General features: G+C 57.1%; 16 protein-coding genes. All 16 read left to right on the top strand.

The window, feature by feature from the left end; translation table 11 throughout:
- Positions 1-54 precede the first annotated feature (54 nt).
- On the top strand, positions 55-1,125 hold the full coding sequence (gene rfbB / locus C4F17_RS15460) for a dTDP-glucose 4,6-dehydratase (protein ID WP_106935830.1): 1,071 nt from the start codon (positions 55-57) through the stop codon (positions 1,123-1,125).
- Positions 1,122-2,012, top strand: coding sequence for a dTDP-4-dehydrorhamnose reductase (rfbD, locus tag C4F17_RS15455; RefSeq protein ID WP_106935829.1), 891 nt, complete (start codon positions 1,122-1,124; stop codon positions 2,010-2,012). The genes rfbB and rfbD overlap by 4 nt, the downstream gene beginning before the upstream one ends.
- Positions 2,013-2,035: 23 nt before the next feature.
- On the top strand, positions 2,036-2,932 hold the full coding sequence (gene rfbA / locus C4F17_RS15450) for a glucose-1-phosphate thymidylyltransferase RfbA (protein WP_106937569.1): 897 nt from the start codon (positions 2,036-2,038) through the stop codon (positions 2,930-2,932).
- Between the two features lie 37 nt (positions 2,933-2,969).
- Positions 2,970-3,974 carry a GDP-mannose 4,6-dehydratase gene (locus tag C4F17_RS15445; protein ID WP_106935828.1) on the top strand — a complete coding sequence of 335 codons (1,005 nt, stop codon included), beginning with the start codon at positions 2,970-2,972 and terminating at the stop codon, positions 3,972-3,974.
- Between the two features lie 13 nt (positions 3,975-3,987).
- Positions 3,988-4,704 carry a sugar phosphate nucleotidyltransferase gene (locus tag C4F17_RS15440; protein ID WP_106935827.1) on the top strand — a complete coding sequence of 239 codons (717 nt, stop codon included), beginning with the start codon at positions 3,988-3,990 and terminating at the stop codon, positions 4,702-4,704.
- Between the two features lie 3 nt (positions 4,705-4,707).
- The gene (locus tag C4F17_RS15435; RefSeq protein ID WP_106935826.1) at positions 4,708-5,631 is read left to right on the top strand and encodes an NAD-dependent epimerase/dehydratase family protein; all 924 of its coding nucleotides are present in this window, start codon (positions 4,708-4,710) and stop codon (positions 5,629-5,631) included.
- Positions 5,632-5,763: 132 nt separating this feature from the next.
- Positions 5,764-9,135, top strand: coding sequence for a glycosyltransferase (locus tag C4F17_RS15430; RefSeq protein WP_159053670.1), 3,372 nt, complete (start codon positions 5,764-5,766; stop codon positions 9,133-9,135).
- Positions 9,136-9,405: 270 nt separating this feature from the next.
- Entirely contained in the window at positions 9,406-10,950 is a 1,545-nt protein-coding gene (locus C4F17_RS15425; RefSeq protein ID WP_106935824.1) for a glucosyltransferase domain-containing protein, read from the top strand.
- Between the two features lie 221 nt (positions 10,951-11,171).
- Entirely contained in the window at positions 11,172-11,945 is a 774-nt protein-coding gene (gene rfbF, locus C4F17_RS15420) for a glucose-1-phosphate cytidylyltransferase (protein ID WP_106937568.1), read from the top strand.
- Positions 11,942-13,024 (top strand): CDP-glucose 4,6-dehydratase, encoded by a 1,083-nt coding sequence (gene rfbG / locus C4F17_RS15415; RefSeq protein ID WP_106935823.1) that lies wholly within the window; start codon positions 11,942-11,944, stop codon positions 13,022-13,024. The genes rfbF and rfbG overlap by 4 nt, the downstream gene beginning before the upstream one ends.
- Positions 13,017-14,348 carry a lipopolysaccharide biosynthesis protein RfbH gene (gene rfbH, locus C4F17_RS15410; RefSeq protein WP_106935822.1) on the top strand — a complete coding sequence of 444 codons (1,332 nt, stop codon included), beginning with the start codon at positions 13,017-13,019 and terminating at the stop codon, positions 14,346-14,348. The genes rfbG and rfbH overlap by 8 nt, the downstream gene beginning before the upstream one ends.
- Complete coding sequence (locus C4F17_RS15405; RefSeq protein WP_159053669.1) at positions 14,341-15,402, top strand: NAD-dependent epimerase/dehydratase family protein; 1,062 nt, start codon at positions 14,341-14,343, stop codon at positions 15,400-15,402. The genes rfbH and C4F17_RS15405 overlap by 8 nt, the downstream gene beginning before the upstream one ends.
- Entirely contained in the window at positions 15,375-16,211 is an 837-nt protein-coding gene (locus C4F17_RS15400) for a transketolase (RefSeq protein WP_234382111.1), read from the top strand. Before C4F17_RS15405 ends, C4F17_RS15400 begins: the two co-directional genes overlap by 28 nt.
- Positions 16,208-17,134, top strand: coding sequence for a transketolase family protein (locus C4F17_RS15395; RefSeq protein WP_106935819.1), 927 nt, complete (start codon positions 16,208-16,210; stop codon positions 17,132-17,134). Before C4F17_RS15400 ends, C4F17_RS15395 begins: the two co-directional genes overlap by 4 nt.
- Complete coding sequence (locus C4F17_RS15390; protein WP_234382109.1) at positions 17,128-17,493, top strand: GtrA family protein; 366 nt, start codon at positions 17,128-17,130, stop codon at positions 17,491-17,493. Before C4F17_RS15395 ends, C4F17_RS15390 begins: the two co-directional genes overlap by 7 nt.
- Positions 17,490-18,425: a glycosyltransferase family 2 protein gene (locus tag C4F17_RS15385; RefSeq protein WP_106935817.1), complete on the top strand. Its 936-nt coding sequence runs from the start codon at positions 17,490-17,492 to the stop codon at positions 18,423-18,425. The genes C4F17_RS15390 and C4F17_RS15385 overlap by 4 nt, the downstream gene beginning before the upstream one ends.
- The last annotated feature ends 92 nt before the right edge of the window (positions 18,426-18,517 follow it).

Here is an 18,517-nt window from a genome sequence, read left to right as displayed (position 1 = left end):
GAACGTTAAGGTTCATTGCGACACGGCGATGACTTTCAACATTCAGGGGACCCCATGATCTTGGTTACCGGCGGCGCTGGCTTCATTGGCGCCAATTTCGTACTCGACTGGATCGCGACCAGCGACGAGCCTGTCGTGAACCTCGACAAGCTGACCTACGCCGGCAACCTCGAGACGCTCGCATCGCTCAAGAACAACCCACAGCACATCTTCGTGCAGGGCGACATCGGCGACAGCGCCCTGGTCGACCGCCTGCTGGCCGAGCACAAGCCGCGCGCCGTGGTCAACTTTGCCGCCGAGTCGCATGTCGACCGCTCGATCCACGGCCCCGAAGACTTCGTGCAGACCAACGTGCTCGGCACCTTCCGCCTGCTCGAATCCGTACGTGGCTACTGGAGCGCGCTGCCAGCCGACCAGAAAACGGCCTTCCGTTTCCTGCACGTGTCGACAGACGAGGTCTACGGCTCGCTTTCGAAGACAGACCCGGCCTTCACCGAAGAGAACAAGTACGAGCCCAACAGCCCGTACTCGGCCAGCAAGGCCGCCAGCGACCACCTCGTGCGCGCCTGGCACCACACCTACGGCCTGCCGGTGCTCACCACCAACTGCTCCAACAACTACGGCCCGTTCCACTTCCCCGAGAAGCTCATCCCGCTGATGATCGTCAACGCGCTGGCCGGCAAGCCGCTGCCCGTGTACGGCGACGGCATGCAGGTGCGCGACTGGCTCTACGTGAAGGACCACTGCAGCGCCATTCGCCGTGTGCTCGAGGCCGGCAAACTGGGCGAGACCTACAACGTGGGCGGCTGGAACGAGAAGCCGAACATCGAGATCGTCAATACCGTGTGCGCGCTGCTGGATGAGCTGCGCCCCAAGGCAGACGGCAAGCCCTACAAGGAGCAGATCACCTACGTCACCGACCGCCCCGGCCACGACCGCCGCTACGCCATCGACGCACGCAAGCTCGAAGCCGAACTCGGCTGGAAGCCCGCCGAGACCTTCGACACCGGCATCCGCAAGACCGTCGAGTGGTACCTCGCGAACAGCGAGTGGGTGCGCAACGTGCAAAGCGGCGCCTACCGCGAGTGGGTCGAAAAGCAATACGACGCAAAGGCCGCGGCATGAAGCTGCTGCTGCTGGGCAAGGGCGGACAGGTCGGCTGGGAACTGCAACGCAGCCTTGCGCCGCTGGGCGAACTGGTGGCGCTCGACTTCGACAGCACCGATTTCCACGCCGACTTCAGCAGGCCGGAGCAATTGGCCGAGACGGTGCTGAAGGTCCGCCCCGACGTGATCGTGAATGCCGCAGCACACACGGCCGTCGACAAGGCCGAGAGCGAACCCGAATTCGCGCGCAAGCTCAACGCCACGTCGCCCGGCGTGGTGGCCGAAGCCGCCCAGCAGATCGGCGCGCTGATGGTGCACTACTCGACCGACTATGTCTTCGATGGCAGCGGCAGCAAGCCCTGGAAGGAAGACGACGCGACCGGCCCGCTCAGCGTGTACGGCCAGACCAAGCTCGAAGGCGAGCAGCTGGTGGCGCAGCACTGCCCGCGCCACCTGATCTTCCGCACGAGCTGGGTGTACGCGGCACGCGGCGGCAACTTCGCCAAGACCATGCTGCGCCTGGCCAAGGAGCGCGACAAGCTGACCGTCATCGACGACCAGTTCGGTGCGCCCACTGGTGCCGAGTTGCTGGCCGACGTGACGGCCCATGCCATTCGCGCCACGCTGCAGGATCCGGCCAAGGCCGGGCTCTATCACGCGATTGCGGGCGGTGAAACGACATGGCACGGCTATGCGCGCTTCGTGCTCGAAATGGCGCAGCAGGCCGGCGTCGAGCTCAAGGCCGGCCCGCAGGCTGTCGAGGCCGTGCCGACCAGCGCCTTCCCGACCCCGGCGAAGCGCCCGCACAACTCGCGTCTTGATACCACCAAGCTGCAGACCACTTTCGGCCTGCGCCTGCCGCCTTGGCAGGAAGGCGTTGCGCGCATGCTGCGCGAGACGCTTTGAAGAACACCCACGAAAAGAAAAGCATGACCAAGACGACGCAACGCAAAGGCATCATCCTGGCCGGTGGCTCGGGCACTCGCCTGCACCCCGCAACCCTCGCGCTCAGCAAGCAGCTGCTGCCGGTGTACGACAAGCCGATGATCTACTACCCGCTGAGCACGCTGATGCTCGGCGGCATGCGCGACATCCTGATCATCAGCACCCCGCAGGACACGCCGCGGTTCCAGCAGCTGCTGGGCGATGGCAGCCAGTGGGGCATCAATCTGCAGTATGAAGTGCAGCCCAGCCCGGACGGGCTTGCGCAGGCTTTCATCATCGGGGACAAGTTCGTCGGCAACTCGCCCAGCGCGCTGGTGCTGGGGGACAACATCTTCTATGGTCACGATTTCGTGCAACTGCTTGCCGATGCGGACACGAAGGACTCCGGTGCCACCGTGTTCGCCTATCACGTGCAGGACCCGGAGCGCTATGGCGTCGTAGCGTTCGACGGAAAGGGCAGGGCGAGCAGCATTGAAGAAAAGCCGCTGAAGCCGAAGAGCAGCTATGCCGTGACCGGCCTCTACTTCTATGACAACCAGGTAGTTGACATCGCCAAGGCCGTTAAGCCGAGCGCACGCGGCGAGTTGGAGATTACGGCAGTGAATCAGACGTACCTGGATCGCAATCAGCTCAATGTGCAGATCATGCAGCGGGGCTATGCGTGGTTGGACACGGGTACGCACGAGAGCTTGCTCGAAGCGGGGCAATTCATTGCCACGCTTGAACATCGCCAAGGACTGAAGATTGCCTGCCCCGAAGAGATTGCATGGCGCCATGGCTTCATTGACAAGGACCAGCTTGCGCGCTTGGCAGCGCCCTTGCAGAAGAACGCTTACGGCAAATATCTCAATCGGTTGCTCGTTGAAGACCGTTCATCGTGAGCCCACGACTTCTAAAAATTTTTCTATAAAGCACGACATGCACTCTCCCACTCAAGACCTCACTGGACAAAAGTATCTTGTAACCGGCGCCGGCGGATTCATCGGAAGTCATCTCGTGGAGGCACTGGTCCGAGCTGGTGCTGACGTAACTGCGATGGTTCGTTATGGGTCCGCCTCAAGCTGGGGCAATCTTGAATTTGTTTCGGACGATGTGAAGGGTGAATTTCGCGTTGTAGCGGGTAACGTCGACGACGGTGACTTTGTGATGCATGCGATGCAGGGTATCGACGTCGTGTGCCATCTGGCAGCCCTCATTGCTATTCCGTACTCCTACGTTGCGCCGCGCAGCTACGTGCGCACCAATGTCGAAGGTACGCTAAACGTCGTCGAGGCCGCACGTCGGCTGTCGGTGCGTCGTGTGGTCCACACAAGCACATCGGAGGTGTACGGCACTGCCATACGAGTGCCAATCGACGAAGAACATCCGCTGCAGGGGCAGTCACCTTACTCGGCCTCCAAGATTGGCGCCGACAAGATCGCGGAGAGCTACTACCGTTCGTTCGATACCGGCGTAGTGACCTTGCGTCCCTTCAATACGTTCGGCCCGCGGCAGTCTGCGCGCGCGTTCATTCCGACCATCATTTCTCAAGCGTTGACGCAGGATGTGATCAAGCTTGGCTCACTGACACCCGAACGCGACATGACTTTCGTGACGGACACCGTGGCCGGTTTCATTGCTGCCTCGGTGGCGCCTGGAATCGAAGGGCGGACGATCAACCTCGGGACAGGCTCGACATTCACCATCGGACATTTTGCCGAGCGCATCCTGAAACTGATGGGTGTGGAAAAAGAGATCGTTGCCGACTCCGCGCGCATGCGTCCTGACAAGAGCGAGGTTCTCAAACTCGTTTCCGATAACTCGCTGGCCGCAAAAGTGATGGGATGGTCACCGCAGGTGGATCTGGACGAAGGACTGCGCCAGAGCATTGAATTCATCCGTCGCAATATTCACCTGTACCGTCCCACTGTCTATACCGTCTAAGGGAGCACTAATCATGAAAGCAGTCGTCATGGCCGGCGGCAAGGGCACCCGCCTTCAGCCGTTCACCGCCTCGTTCCCCAAGCCTCTCATGCCGCTGGGTGATATGCCCGTGCTTGAACTCCTGTTGCGTCAGCTTCGCCGCGCTGGTGTCGAGGAAGTGATCCTAGCGGTCAATCATCTGCATCACCTGATTCGCGCGTTCTGCGGCGACGGTTCGCGTTTCGGGCTGAAGATCGACTACAGCCTTGAGGACAGCCCGCTAGGCACGGCAGGTCCGCTCGGAGCGTTGATCGAAGATGTTGGGGAAAACTTCATCGTCACTAACGGCGACCTGCTCACCACCTTTGACATCGGTCAATTGGTGCGCACGCATACAGAACGGCAGTCGGATGCGACGATCTGCGTCTACGAAAGAGAGGTCAAGATCGACTTCGGGCTTATTCAGGTCGACGCGGAAATGAACCTACAAGGTTATCTCGAAAAGCCCATCAGCAAGCACCTTGTCAGCATGGGCTTGTACATGCTCAATCGCGACGCAGTCAGGCCCCATGTGAGTGCAGGTGCTCATCTCGACATGCCAGATCTGCTGCTCAAGCTAAGTAATGCGGGCAAGAAGGTCCGGTGCCATCAACAGCCAAAGAGCTTTTGGCTCGACATCGGCCGGCCGGAAGATTATTCAACTGCGCAGAAGATGTTCGACGAGAGTCGAGAACTCTTTCTGCCCGAATAGCCAATGCGTGTGCTTGTCACCGGTGCCAGCGGATTTGTTGGACGCGCGGTGCTTGATGAATTGGGTCATCGCGGCTTGGAAGCCATCGCCGTCAGCAGAACGGCAAGGCCTGCATTGGGGGCGGGCGCGCGCGTGCTCGCCGACCCCAGTGATGCAGCTCAGGTTCGGCTTTTGCTCCGGTCTGTGAATCCGCAAATCGTGTTGCATTTAGCGGGCATTTCTACCGCGTCGACTTACAGCGATTTGTACGAAGCCAATGTCGTTTTTGCAGCCAACCTGATGGATGCCGCGCTTGCCTTACAGAACAAGCCGCGTGTGCTTCTTGCCGGCAGTGCTGCTGAGTACGGGCCAGTGGCCGCGGTCTCGCAGCCAGTGCGTGAAGATGAGGTATGTCGCCCGAACACTGCGTACGGTGCGAGCAAGCTCGCCCAGACGAGCCATGCGTTCGTTGCTGCGTCGCGCGGTCTGCCTGTGGTTGTGGCGAGGCTGTTTAATCCGATCGGGCCAGGTATGCCGAAGTCGCTGGCTTTAGGGAGCTTTGCGGACCAAATCGCGCGCATGGGACAGCGCGGCGGAGTGCTGAAAACCGGTGATCTCGATGTTGTGCGAGATTTTATTGACATTCGAGTCGCTGCAAAGCTTCTTGTTGATTTGTCGCTGGTTAATGAGGCTTCTGCTGAGGTGGTGAACATCTGCACGGGCGATGGACAAAGTCTGCTCGAGCTGACGCGGAATTTGATCGCAGTGTCTGGCTTGGCGGTGGAGTTGCAGCATGACGAATCGCGACGCGGTAACAGCGATGTAAGGGTTTTCGTCGGCGATCCGTCCAGGCTGAAGTCTCTGGGTCTGCGGTTCGAGCCTTCGGACATGGATGCGGTGCTGGCAAACATCCTGCGCAGGGCGCGTGAAGAGATCTCCGCAAGCTAGCGATAGGGGCTTGCAACGGCTAGTTCGGCTAGGAGCCGAGAGGCCACTTGTTCCTCGTAGGAAAAGATAAAGATGATCTGCAACGCGTGTTCCGCGAATACTTTCAAACATTGCGCCATTCGAGAGGATGGCATGGAAATCAAGCAGTGCACATACTGCGGACTGGGTGTAGTCGCAAGTCTTCCGTTGAGTACAAATAAGTACTATGACGACAACTACTATCTAGGCGGTGAACGCACTGGTTATGAGAACTACAGCTTTATGGCGGAGCATGGGTTGGGTTGGGCGGCTGTGCTGGTCCAACTCCTGACCGATCACGGGAAAATTTTGGACATAGGTTGTGCGGACGGCTATTTGCTCAGCAAGCTCCCCAGTGCTTTCGAAAAGTCTGGCATCGAAGTCAACTTGAAAGCTGCATGCCAAGCACACCAGCAAGGCATCCAGATCCTTGGGAACGACCTGCTGGAGCCGAAACTTGCCGAACACCATCGATCAGAGTTCGATGTCGTCACTGCCATTGCGGTGTTCGAGCATCTTCTTGACTTCCGTGGAGGATTTGGCACCGCTATCGCGATGTTGAAGCAGGACGGATTCATGCTGTTCGAAGTTCCAGTTATGTCGGCAGCGGGTAGCAACGCAGCTTGGATGAACAGTTCGTTTGAGCATATTTATTATCCGACAGAGGGTGCAATTCGCTATATCGTCGAGGCCGAGCTTGGGTGTCATTTGGCCGGCTCAGAAGTAGCCATCAAGGACTACGCGTCGACCTACATTGGCATCGTCACCAAGAGCACAGAGCAGGCCGCGCGGATCGGAGCCATTTTAAAGAAGTTGATGGACGCTGATTTCGCTGGTGATGAGGCTGAAATAGTCAGGGCTGCCACCTACTTGCATCTTCTGCATGCAGGTCAAGCAACTGAGGAATCAGTGCGATCACTCTCAACGTTGGTTAGCCACGAGTTCACTCCGCCCTTGGTCGCGCGCATTGCGCAGCTTTGGTCGTTCGATCTAAAACGACAACAAGAGGGCGCCTTCCAGCCTGTAAGTTTTGGGTCTGCCACTCGCGAAACCCAACGGTTGAAGGCGGAAATGGAAGTAATTCTTGCGGATGCACGTCTTAACGCGATGCATGCTACTGAAGCCGTGAACTTTGAGATTCGGCGAGCTGCGGGACTTGTAAGTGAAGTCGCCGCGCTACGCAGGGATCTGGCAACAGAGGCCGCTAAGACAAATGCGATGGAAAGCAGGATGTTGGAGGCGGCCCAACAACTGGAAGCGATTCAGCAAACTACCGCATGGCGTGCTACGGGGCCGTTGCGTCGCTGGGCGAAGCGAAATCCACGAGTGGCAAGGCGCGCAAAGCAGCTCGCGAAACTTGTGTGGTGGACGCTTCGAGGCACCATCGTCTCTCACGTTCGCGAGTATCTGCGTCGCAGGGCATCAGCCAGAGGTGGAGCCTCGACGACGAAGAGCGCTGATGTCGCCAAGCGAGTTGCAGGAGCGGTAAATCTACTTCCTCAGGCTGGTGTGGTAACTGGTGTCTGCGAGCCGCTCAGCGATGTTGACTGGCCATCGGATCGTCCTTTGGTCAGCATTGTGATTCCCTGCTTCAACTACGGGCATCTTGTTGGAGACGCTATTCGGTCGGTCGAGGCCCAGACCTTTACTGACATCGAGATCATCGTCGTAGAAGGTGGGTCGAACTCCACTGAGTCTCGGCAACGCCTGATAGAGGCAGTTGCGAAGGCCTCGCCAAAGCTTAGGCTTTTGATTCAAGACAAGCCATATCGCGCTGGTGCCAATCGAAACTTTGGGATCAGTCACGCACGAGGCAAATACATATGCTGCCTAGATGCAGACGACCGCATTGCTCCGACCTACATTGAAAAAGCCGTTTTCGTGCTGGAGCATTCCGGATATGGAGTGGTTTCGCCAGGGCTTCAGTTTTTCGGCAACAGATCGGAAGTCTGGATGCCGCACGCACGTCCTACTCTGGACATGCTGCTTGAAGGCAACAACGCATTAACCTGTGCTGTGTATAAAAAGGCAATGTGGCGAAAAGCCGGTGGCTACCGCGATTCGGATCCCACGACCGGGCATATACACGAAGACTGGCTTTTTTGGGTTCGACTTGCGGCACTGGGGGCGCGGTTTTTAACCCTCAATGAGCCTTTATTCTTCTATCGCAGCCATGGAGGCACGCTAAGCAACAGCCGAGAAGTGTTGGAAAACGAAGTCCAAAAAATACTGGTTCGCCGCTTTAATGAGGATGTGCTGACGGAGGAAGCTATTGCTAGAGTTCGCGCAAATAGCGCATCAGCCCCTGCTCGCCCACCTGGATCGTTCTCCAATCGCCAAAGTTTCAACATTCAGAGCTTAGCCGGCCCAACGCTGCTGATTGCAATGCCTTTTTTGGTTCTTGGCGGCGCGGAAAGATTGTTGAGCGCAATAGTCGCGCAACTGTCAAAGAATGGATGGCGCGTAATTCTCGTCACCACAGTTCCCGTGGGGCAGGAGCATGGCGACACCACTCCTTGGTTCGAGTCAGCCACAAGTGAGATTTTTCATCTGCCTCGTTTTTTAGATCAGGATTATTGGCGAGACTTTTTTGATTATCTTGTGCAGTCCAGAAATGTTGAGTTGCTATGGGTGGTCGGCAGTGCTTTTGCATATGAGTATCTGCCCGCACTGAAACTTCGTCATCCGAGAATTGCGGTTGCTGATTTACTTTTCAATACCGTTGGGCACACGGCTAACAACCGTCGATATTCCGATTGCATTGATCTCACGTTTGTTGAAAATACAGAGGTTCAGAATTGGTTGATTGCATCTGGAGAGTCGCCGGCGCGCATTAGTCTGATTGAAAGTGGCGTCGACTTAGATTTAAACAAACCACAAAACCGAGAGGACTGCGCTCCCGCCAGTGAAGAGATCTCTCTCGGCGCAACGGTTGTGGGTTTTTTCGGGCGATGGTCAGAGGAGAAAGACCCGCTCGGATTTGTTGAGATCGCCGCGCGTGTATCGAAGCAGTTGGACATTGTTTTTCTAATGACTGGTGCTGGTCATCTTGAAGCCAATCTTAAAGCTGCGATCGCAGCAGCGAAATTTCCGCCGGGACGTTTTCTGTTAAAGGGAACAGTCCCTGATGTCAGGCCATACTTGCAAGCATGCGATATTTTGTGTCTTCCATCGAAACTCGATGGACGCCCAAATATCATCATGGAGGCTCTGGCGAGTGGGGCAACAATAGTGGCTTCGAAGGTGGGTGCGCTGCCTGAAATGGTTGAAGAAGGCAGGCAAGGGTTTTTGTGCGAACCAGGTGCATACGGCGAATTCGCGCGCAAGATCGAAGAGCTTGCATCTGACAAAGATAAGTTGGCCAGATTCAAATTGGATGCCAGAAACCTTGCGGAGCGACGCTTTAATATCAAGGAAATGCTTGGTAAATATGAAGGCAAACTCCATGCTCTGATTAAATCGCCGCGCTCAAAGCTCGTGGACTGAAAATTTAAGCTGCGCTTGATTTGAAGCGCTGCCGGCGAAAATGTGCTTGAACGGAAAGTGAATCGACTCCGTTGCATAGTGTTTTAAGCTAAACGTTTTCTTGGCGACACCGGTCACCAATGGCTGAAGGTTTGATATCGATTGAAAAGGCCGGTTCAAAAAGTTAGTTGGCGCATAAATAGATTTCTGTATTGATGCCTAGAGAGTTGTCGTCTTGATTCTTCGGCTAAGTATTCGGGAGCACCGGCTTAAAGGATTTTGAGAGTAATAATGAAAAAAAGTATTTTCGTCTTGGGGCGTGATGATGATCGCGCAAATTTGCGACTGCTTGCGATAATCGTGGCCGCGGCTATTTTTTCCAAAGGCGTTGTGTTGTTCCGGGGATTTTCGATCGATGATTATTCTCTAGGTAATGGGGTGGACGATAAAGCGCTGAGCCTATTCTTTTCTCAGGGCCGGTACTTGATGGCTTTGATATTCGGGGGGCTTGAGTCGCTCGGGGTTAATGCGGGAGATTTATTTTTCCCGCTGGGGTTATTGGTTCTGGTTTTGCAGTCTGCTTTCGTGGTGTCGGTTTTTAGATTTGTCGGAGTCGAACGTCTGCCTGCAGCAGGATTGGTGGGGGCTCTGGTCGTTGCGCACCCATACTTAGCAGAAATACTTACGTTCCGCTTGGTGTTGCCGAGCTATTGCGCCGCTTTGATTTTCTCGATAGTGGCTCTGGAGGCTCTAGTCAGGCATCCGTCGACTTGGAGAGGGCGATCGGTTGCATTGCTCGCAACTCTAGCCATGGTATTCACTTACCAGGTGTTTCTTAATTACTTCGCGATTGCCATTGCGTTTGCGCTTCTTTTGGCGTTCCTTTCCGAAAGGGATGAAGGGCGGCCTGCATTGTTTTCTCGGCAAATTTACTGGCGGGTAGTCGATCTAATCGCCGTCAGTTTAATTTCGGGTTTGCTTTTTCTTGTTGCCACGGGTTTGGCGAGATATTACGGGATAAGTGGCGATGTCGATCGCGCGAAGACTATATCGGTTGCTGAATTTCCTGAAAGGGCAAGGCAGGTATATTCGTCATTGGCCAATATTTATTGGACGAATGAACCGGTTTATTCTGGTTGGATGAAAGTTTTGGTTGCGGTGGTTATCTTATTTTCGATTGCTATCATTCTTTGGAGAATTGTTCTAACGGCCCGGATAAAAGGTGCTCAAAAACATGCAATCTTATCCTTGTTCATTTTGGTCCTATTTATTCCTTTGTCGCTTGGATTGATTGTTGCTTTTAGAACTTGGTGGCCGGTGCCTCGGGTCGTTGCGCATGTTTCAATGCTTCTCGGACTGATTTTGCTCTCTGCTGATTTTTGTTTGAAAAATTTTGCACATAGAGGATTGAAATTCGCTGCAAGTGTTTCTCGGGGTGTGATTCTTGTTGGCTTCGTTTTCTTGAGTAATCAAATTTTAGTTGATCAACAGCGACTGAATGATTGGGATAGATTAATGGCCAATCGTATCCTGTCTCGCCTTGAAACTCTGCCGAACTTTAACGAAATAAGATACGTGAGTATTAGTGGGGGTGCTTGGGCTTTCCCCAAAAAATTGAGAACTATTCAGGGGGATTTGAATGTCTCATCTTTTTATCCCGAATACTCGAAAGTTGCACTGCTTTCGGAGATTTCCGGGTATGAGCTTAAAAATGCTGATGCCAGTGGTGTTGCTAAAGCAGAGGAGTACTGTAAGGGAAGGCAGACTTGGCCTCACGCAGATTCTCTCGCAATATTTGGAAATCTAGCTATTGTCTGTTTGAAGAAGGTCTTTTGAGGTGGCTCAGCCATTTTTCTGGGTTTTATCCTTGAATGATAGATTTGTCTTTGCTGGGAGGAAAATCGCGCGTTCGGCAGAACTCGATTTTCGGAATTGGAATTGTTTAATGGAAAAAATTATTGAGTTCGCGCTCTTGTTTGGAGGGCGCTCCCTCAGCTGCTTGCCATTTCCTGCGAAATTCTTCGCCTAACCTTAGATCGTCAATGGAAAAAATGAACATGAAGGCGGTGATTCTTGCAGGGGGTCTTGGTACCCGGATTTCTGAAGAAACTGGGATGAAGCCGAAACCGATGATTGAGATCGGCGGCAAGCCTGTTCTTTGGCATATCATGAAAATTTACGCCGCGCACGGCGTAAATGACTTTGTGATCTGCTGTGGCTACAAGGGTTACGTAATTAAGGAGTATTTCGCAAACTACTTCCTTCACATGTCCGACGTGACCTTCGACATGGTCGGCAACAGCATGGAGGTTCATCAACGCAAGGCTGAGCCTTGGCGCGTGACGCTCATTGATACCGGCGAAGAAACCATGACCGGCGGACGTCTCAAGCGCGTGGCACCCTACGTGAAAGATGAAGAGTTGTTCTGTTTCACCTATGGGGACGGCGTTGCAGATTTGAACATCACTGACGTCATTGCCTTTCATAAAGCCCAAAACGTGAAGGCCACGCTCACCGCAACATTCCCCCCTGGGCGTTTTGGTGCATTGGATATGCAAGGCGACAAGGTGCGAAGCTTCCAAGAGAAGCCTAAGGGTGACGGCGCCATGATCAACGGCGGATTCTTCGTATTGTCGCCGTCCGTGATCGACTACATATCAGACGACACTTCTGTGTGGGAGCGCGAGCCGCTCGAACGCTTAGCAAGCGAAGGGCAATTGGCTGCCTTTAAGCACGGAGGTTTTTGGCAGCCTATGGACACGCTGCGTGACAAAAATTACCTTGAAGAGCTTTGGGCTGAAGGCACGGCGCCTTGGAAGGTTTGGGAATGACTCCATCGTTTTGGCGCGGCAAGCGCGTGTTTCTCACGGGTCACACAGGCTTCAAGGGAAGTTGGCTGGCGTTATGGCTGGGAAAACATGGAGCTATCGTCCGCGGGTACTCGTTGGCGCCGTCAACAGAGCCCAGCTTGCATGCGCTGACCATGGGGCGGTTCTCGACGGAAACACAGATTGCGGACGTAAGAGACCTCGCCGCGCTACGGGCCGCCATTAACGACTTTGCCCCTGAGATCGTTTTCCATCTAGCGGCCCAGCCGCTTGTGCGCCGCTCTTATGTTGATCCAGTGGAGACGTATTCCACCAACGTGATGGGCACCGTTCATCTGCTTGAGGCGGCGCGCGGCTGCAACAGCATTCGCGCCATCGTGATCGTCACCAGCGACAAGTGCTACGAGAATCGCGAGTGGCAATGGGGCTATCGCGAGAATGAGCCCATGGGAGGTTACGACCCTTACAGCAATAGCAAGGGTTGCTCGGAACTCGTGGTAGCCTCATACCGGTCCTCGTTCTTCAACGAGAATCGCTATGCAGAGCACGGTGTTGCGCTGGCCACTGCGCGCGCTGGCAATGTGATTGGCGGCGGTGACTGGTCTCAAGATCGGCTGGTGCCGGACCTGCTGCACGCTATTGCGGAAGGCCGGAGAGCGGATATCCGCAACCCAAATGCCATCCGGCCTTGGCAGCACGTACTAGAGCCGCTTTGCGGCTACATGATGTTGGCCGAGCGCCTTTTTGCTGAGGGGCCGACTTGGGCCGAGCCATGGAATTTCGGGCCTGCGGATTCGGACGCGCGTCCTGTTGCCTGGCTTGCAGATCAACTGGTCAGCCTTTGGGGTGACGGTGCCGCGTGGCGCAGTATTGCGCAGGATGGTCAGCCGCATGAAGCGAACTGGCTCAAGCTAGATTGCTCCAAGGCCCGACAGACGTTGGGCTGGATCCCTCGATGGGACTTGCGCACGAGCCTTGGTGTCATTGTCGATTGGCAGCGGGCTTGGCTTGACGGCCGGGACATGGCTGACGTGACCCTTGAACAAATCGAAAAATACGAAAGTACCCCTATCCATGACTGAAATCTCCTTCAAGAAAAACGAGCTGCGCAAAAAGATCTTGGCGCTGGTTGGCGAGTACGGCGAGTTGGCCAGCGTGTCGACGCCCTTCATAGCCGGTGAGACATTGATCCCGCCATCGGGCAAGGTTGTCGGCACGCCGGAAATGCAGTTGATGGTCGACGCATCGCTTGACGCATGGCTGACCACTGGCCGTTTCAACACGTTGTTTGAAAGTCGGCTAGCGGCCTACCTTGGCGTAAAGCACTTAATGACGGTGAACTCCGGCTCCTCTGCCAATCTGGTCGCGTTCTCGACCCTGACCTCGCCCAAGCTCGGCGACCGCGCGATCAAACCGGGCGATGAGGTGATCGGTGTGGCTGCGGGCTTCCCCACCACCGTGAACCCGATCCTGCAGTGCGGCGCGGTGCCTGTATTCGTCGACGTGCACATTCCCACCTACAACATCGATGCAGACCAGCTGGAGGCCGCGATCGGCCCGCGCACCAAGGCCATCATGCTGGCGCACACACTGGGCAATCCCTACAACCTGAAGGTCGTGAAGGCCGCATGCGAGAAGCATGGCCTGTGGCTGGTCGAGGACTGCTGCGATGCGCTGGGCGCGCGCTACGAAGGGCAACTCGTGGGTACCTTCGGCGACATCGGCACGCTGAGCTTCTACCCGGCCCACCACATCACGATGGGCGAGGGCGGCGCGGTGTTTACCAACAGTGACGAACTGCGCCTGATCGCCGAGTCCATTCGCGACTGGGGCCGCGACTGCTACTGCGCTCCCGGCAAGGACAACACCTGCAACAAGCGCTTCTGCTGGAAGCTGGGCGACCTGCCCGAGGGCTACGACCACAAGTACACGTACTCCCACCTGGGCTACAACCTCAAGATTACGGACATGCAGGCTGCGTGCGCCTTGGCGCAGCTCGACCGGCTGGACGGCTTCGTGGCCGCGCGCAAGAAGAACTTCGCATACCTGACTGAGCGTCTGCGCAGCTGCGAGGAATTCCTTGAGCTGCCCGAAGCCACGCCGGGCTCTGAGCCGTCGTGGTTCGGCTTTCCAATCACTTTGCGCGAAGCCGCCAACACGCGGCGCGTGGACCTGTTGACGTACCTTGACCAGCAGAAGGTCGGTACCCGGCTGCTGTTCGCCGGCAACCTGCTGCGTCAGCCCTACATGATCGGACGCAACTACCGCGTGGTGGGCGAGCTCAAGAATACCGACAGGATCATGAACGACACGTTCTGGATCGGTGTGTACCCCGGCCTGACCGAGCCCATGCTCGACCATGCCGTCGAGAGCATCGAGACCTATCTCGGTCTGCGTTTTGACTGACCCGGCCAATCCTGTCCCGGCAACGGAACTCGATGAGGTCCTCCGGCTGACTACACCCCCGGTGTGGGAAGCGTTTCGCAATCACGCGATCTTCTTGACGGGCGGCACCGGCTTCGTGGGCAAGTGGCTGCTCGAATGCCTGCTGCATGCGGATAGGGCGCTGGGCCTGGGGCTGGCGTTAACGGTGCTGACTCGGGAGCCGCGCCGGTTCATCCAAGCCAGTCCGCACCTGGCCAAAGCTGCCCCGGTAACGCTGCTGCAGGGCGACGTGGTCGATTTCGAGTTTCCGCGCGGATCTTTTTCGTCGGTGATCCATGCAGCCTTGCCTGTGGCGGCTCTAGGCACGGGGCCCGACAACCTTGAGCATCTGTCCGAGGCCGGAGCCCGTCGCGTCTGCGAGTTTGCGGCTGCTTGTGGCGCCCGGCGTTTCCTGCAAGTCAGCTCGGGCGCGGTCTACGGTCAGCAGCCTGGCGATCAGAGGCTCGCAGAATCGCTGTCGTGGCAAATGGGTGACAGGAGTGATGGCGTCAACGTCTACACACGGGCGAAGCGTCGGGCAGAAGCAGTCGTGGGGCAGGCATGGCCTTTCGAGGTGGTGATTGCACGCTGCTTCGCTTTTATCGGTCCCTACCTGCATGCCTCCAGCGGCGTGGCTGCGGCGCAGTTCATCGCGCAGGCCACCAGCGGCAAGGGGATCGTGGTGCAGGGCACAGGCGAGGCAATCCGCACCTACCAGTACGCGGGCGACATGGCACGCTGGTTGTTGAGCTGCCTGGCGCTGGGTGCGCCTGGCCGGGCGTACAACATCGGTGGCGATACCCAGGTGAGCATCGCCCAACTCGCGGCCGAGGTGACCCGGATCGCCGGCACCGGCATTCCGGTCGAAGTGGTCGGCAGGCCGACGCCGGGCCTCGCGGGCCATCGCTACGTGCCAAGCCTGCAGCGCGCGACCGAGGAACTCGGGCTGGCGAACGCCGTCAGCCTTGAAGAAGGCATTCGCAGAACCATCGCTTGGCTGTCCACGCCATGTGCAAACGTATCCTTTCCAGCATGAGACATTCATTCGATCCCGCTTCCCTGCGCAAAACAGTGGTGGAGATGGCGTATGCAGGCAACGCCGTCCATCTGGGCTGCGCGTTCTCTATCATCGAGTTGCTGTCATGCCTGTATGGGCGCCACATGCGCTACGACAAGTCTGATGCCACCGACCCAATGCGCGACTACTTGGTGCTCAGCAAGGGTCACGGTGTCATGGCCCAGTACGCCTGCCTGTACGAACTCGGCTGGATAGACCGCGTGGACGTCGACCAATACTTCCATGACGGCTCACGGCTGAAAGGCTTGTCCGATGCGCATGTGCCCGGTTGCGAGGTGACCTCCGGCACGCTCGGCCACGGGCTCTCGGTCGGCGTGGGGCTGGCGCTGGCCGCACAACGCCGCAAGACCGGGCAGAAGTGCTACGCAGTGATCGGCGACGGCGAAATCAACGAAGGACCGATCTGGGAAGCCATGCTGTTCGCGGCGCACGCGAAGCTGGACAACCTCATGGTCATTGTCGACGCGAATGGTTTCCAGGCCATGGGCACCACAGACGAAGTGATGAAGCTCGGAGACCTGGGCGCCAAGTTCGCGGCTTTCGATTTCGACGTGCTCACCATCGACGGGCACGACATGGACGCCATCTCGGCGGCTATCGAGGACTTGGAAGGGCGAAAGAACGGACGGCCCAAGGCCTTGGTCGCGAAGACGGTCAAGGGCAAGGGCGTGTCGTACATGGAGAACGTCAATGCTTGGCACTACTCGCGCTTGAACGCCGACCTGTATGCGCAGGCCCTGCGTGAACTCGAAGGAGCATCCGCATGAGAGCCGCTTTTTCCGCTGCGCTGGTAGAAGCCGCCACCAAGGACGAGCGCGTGGTGCTCCTGACTGGCGACCATGGCTACGCCCTTTTCGACGAATTCCGCAAGCGCTGCCCTGGCCAGTACATCAATGCCGGCATCGCCGAGCAGAACATGGTCGGTGTTGCCGCCGGGCTGGCTAAAGCGGGCTTCCGGCCCATCGTCTACGGTCTGAGCGCGTTCGTGCCGGTGCGAGTTGTGGAGCAGATCAAGATCGACGTCTGTTACGAGAAGCTGCCGGTCATCTTCACTGGGGACGGCGCCGGGCTGGTGTACAGCACTCTGGGCACCAGCCACCAGAGCTTCGAGGACATCGCCTGCCTGCGGTCGGTGCCTTATATCGACATCATGTCGCCATGCGACGCGCACGAGCTTACGGCCTGCATGTCAACAGCGCTGACGCTCCAGAGCCCGGTTTACATGCGCATGGGCAAGGCTGACTTGGGCGCGGTGCACGCTAAGGCGCCTTCTCTGACGCGTGGCGAACTGGCTTGCGTGCAGAGGGGGCAATCTCGTGTGCACTTCATCGCGACCGGCTCCATGGTCAAGACCGCATGCGAGTTGGGCGCTGAGCTCGACGTGTCCGTGTGGAGCGCACCCTGGATCAAGCCGCTAGATGCCGGGCAACTCCGAGCATTGGCTGCAAGCAGCAGCGCCTTTGTAACGCTGGAAGAGCACTCGGCTGCTGGCGGGCTCGGTGCCGCAGTGCTTGAGGCAATCTCGGAGACGAACCCCGTTCCTGTTCTGCGTATCGGTGTGGGCGAGCGGTTCTCGGAGACCTGCGGCTCGCATGCCCACGCCATGCGCGAGCACGGGCTCGACATAGCTTCGGTACGTTCGCGCGTGGCGCCTTTTGTCGGCAAATGGGCGGCGTTCGGCGCATGCTGAATTCGCAGCTCCTGCGCTTCATGCTGGTAGGCGGACTGAATACCGTTGTCGGCTATGCGCTGTTTGCTGTCTTCGTGTGGATCGGCCTGCCATACCCGGCAGCCATCGGGCTGGCGACTGTGTTGGGCGTTGCCTTCAACTTCCAGAGCACGGGGCGGCTGGTGTTCGGCGGCGCACGCCTGTCGCAACTCGGTCGCTTCGTTGCGGTGTACGGCTTCGTATACCTGCTCAACGTTGGATCGGTGGCGTTGCTGCTGCGTGCCGGGCTCAATGTGTACGTCGCGAACGCGGTAGTCCTCGTTCCCCTGGCGCTGTTGGCGTTCGTGCTACAGCGCCGCTTTGTCTTCTCAGCTTCATGAAACACATCACTGTCGTTACCCCCTGCTACAACGAAGAAGACAACATTGAGGAGGTGTACCGGCAGGCTCGCGCCGTCTTCGAGACCATCGAGGGCGTGACGTACGAGCACCTGTTCATCGACAACTTCTCATCCGACCGGACGCCCGAACTCCTGCGTGCGATGGCGGCTGCTGACCCCAAGGTCAAGGTGATTCTTAACGCTCGGAATTTCGGCCATATCCGCTCGCCTTTCTACGGACTTCTGCAAGCGCGCGGAGACGCGGCGATCCTGCTAGTGGCCGACCTGCAGGATCCTCCCGAGCTAATGAAGGATTTCGTTGAGCATTGGCGCAACGGCTCCAAGCTAGTTGTCGGTGTCAAGCCGACGGCGGACGAATCGGGCTTGATGTTCGCGATCCGACGTGCCTACTATCGGACTGTGACACGCATAGCAGATGTGAAGCTGATTCAGAACTTCACGGGTTTTGGGCTGTACGACAGGATGGTGCTCGAGGAACTGCGTCGCATTGACGACCCGTATCCGTATCTGCGTGGTTTGGTGTCAGAAGTGGGCTTTGAGGCCGTGCAGGTACCTTACAACCAACCGCGCCGAAAAAGAGGCATCACCAAGAACAACTTTTACACGCTCTACGACATTGCGATGCTCGGAATCACATCGCATTCGAGGGTCCCGTTGCGGATTGCCACGATGGCGGGATTCGCACTTTCGGGTATCAGCCTCTGTGTTTCATTGTTGTATCTGTTGCTCAAGGTGTTGTTCTGGGGCGAGTTCTCTGCGGGTACAGCCCCCATACTGATCGGCATGTTCTTCTTTGCCTCGGTGCAGTTATTTTTTATTGGTTTGCTCGGTGAGTACGTAGGGTCGATTCTCACGCACGTAATGAAGCGCCCCTTGGTTGTGGAGCGGGAACGCCTGAACTTCGATCGGTAGTTCAATCAGCCGCTGCATCGAAGGGCCCTTAGCTAAGTACCTCGCAGGTCGCGCTCAGCGGATGTGAGAAAATCTTCAACGGCTAGGCTCAG

The sequence above is a fragment of the Variovorax sp. PMC12 genome, from assembly GCF_003019815.1.
Classification (GTDB): domain Bacteria; phylum Pseudomonadota; class Gammaproteobacteria; order Burkholderiales; family Burkholderiaceae_C; genus Variovorax.
Note: the sequence above shows the minus strand (reverse complement) of the source record. Positions and strands in the feature narration are given on the sequence as shown.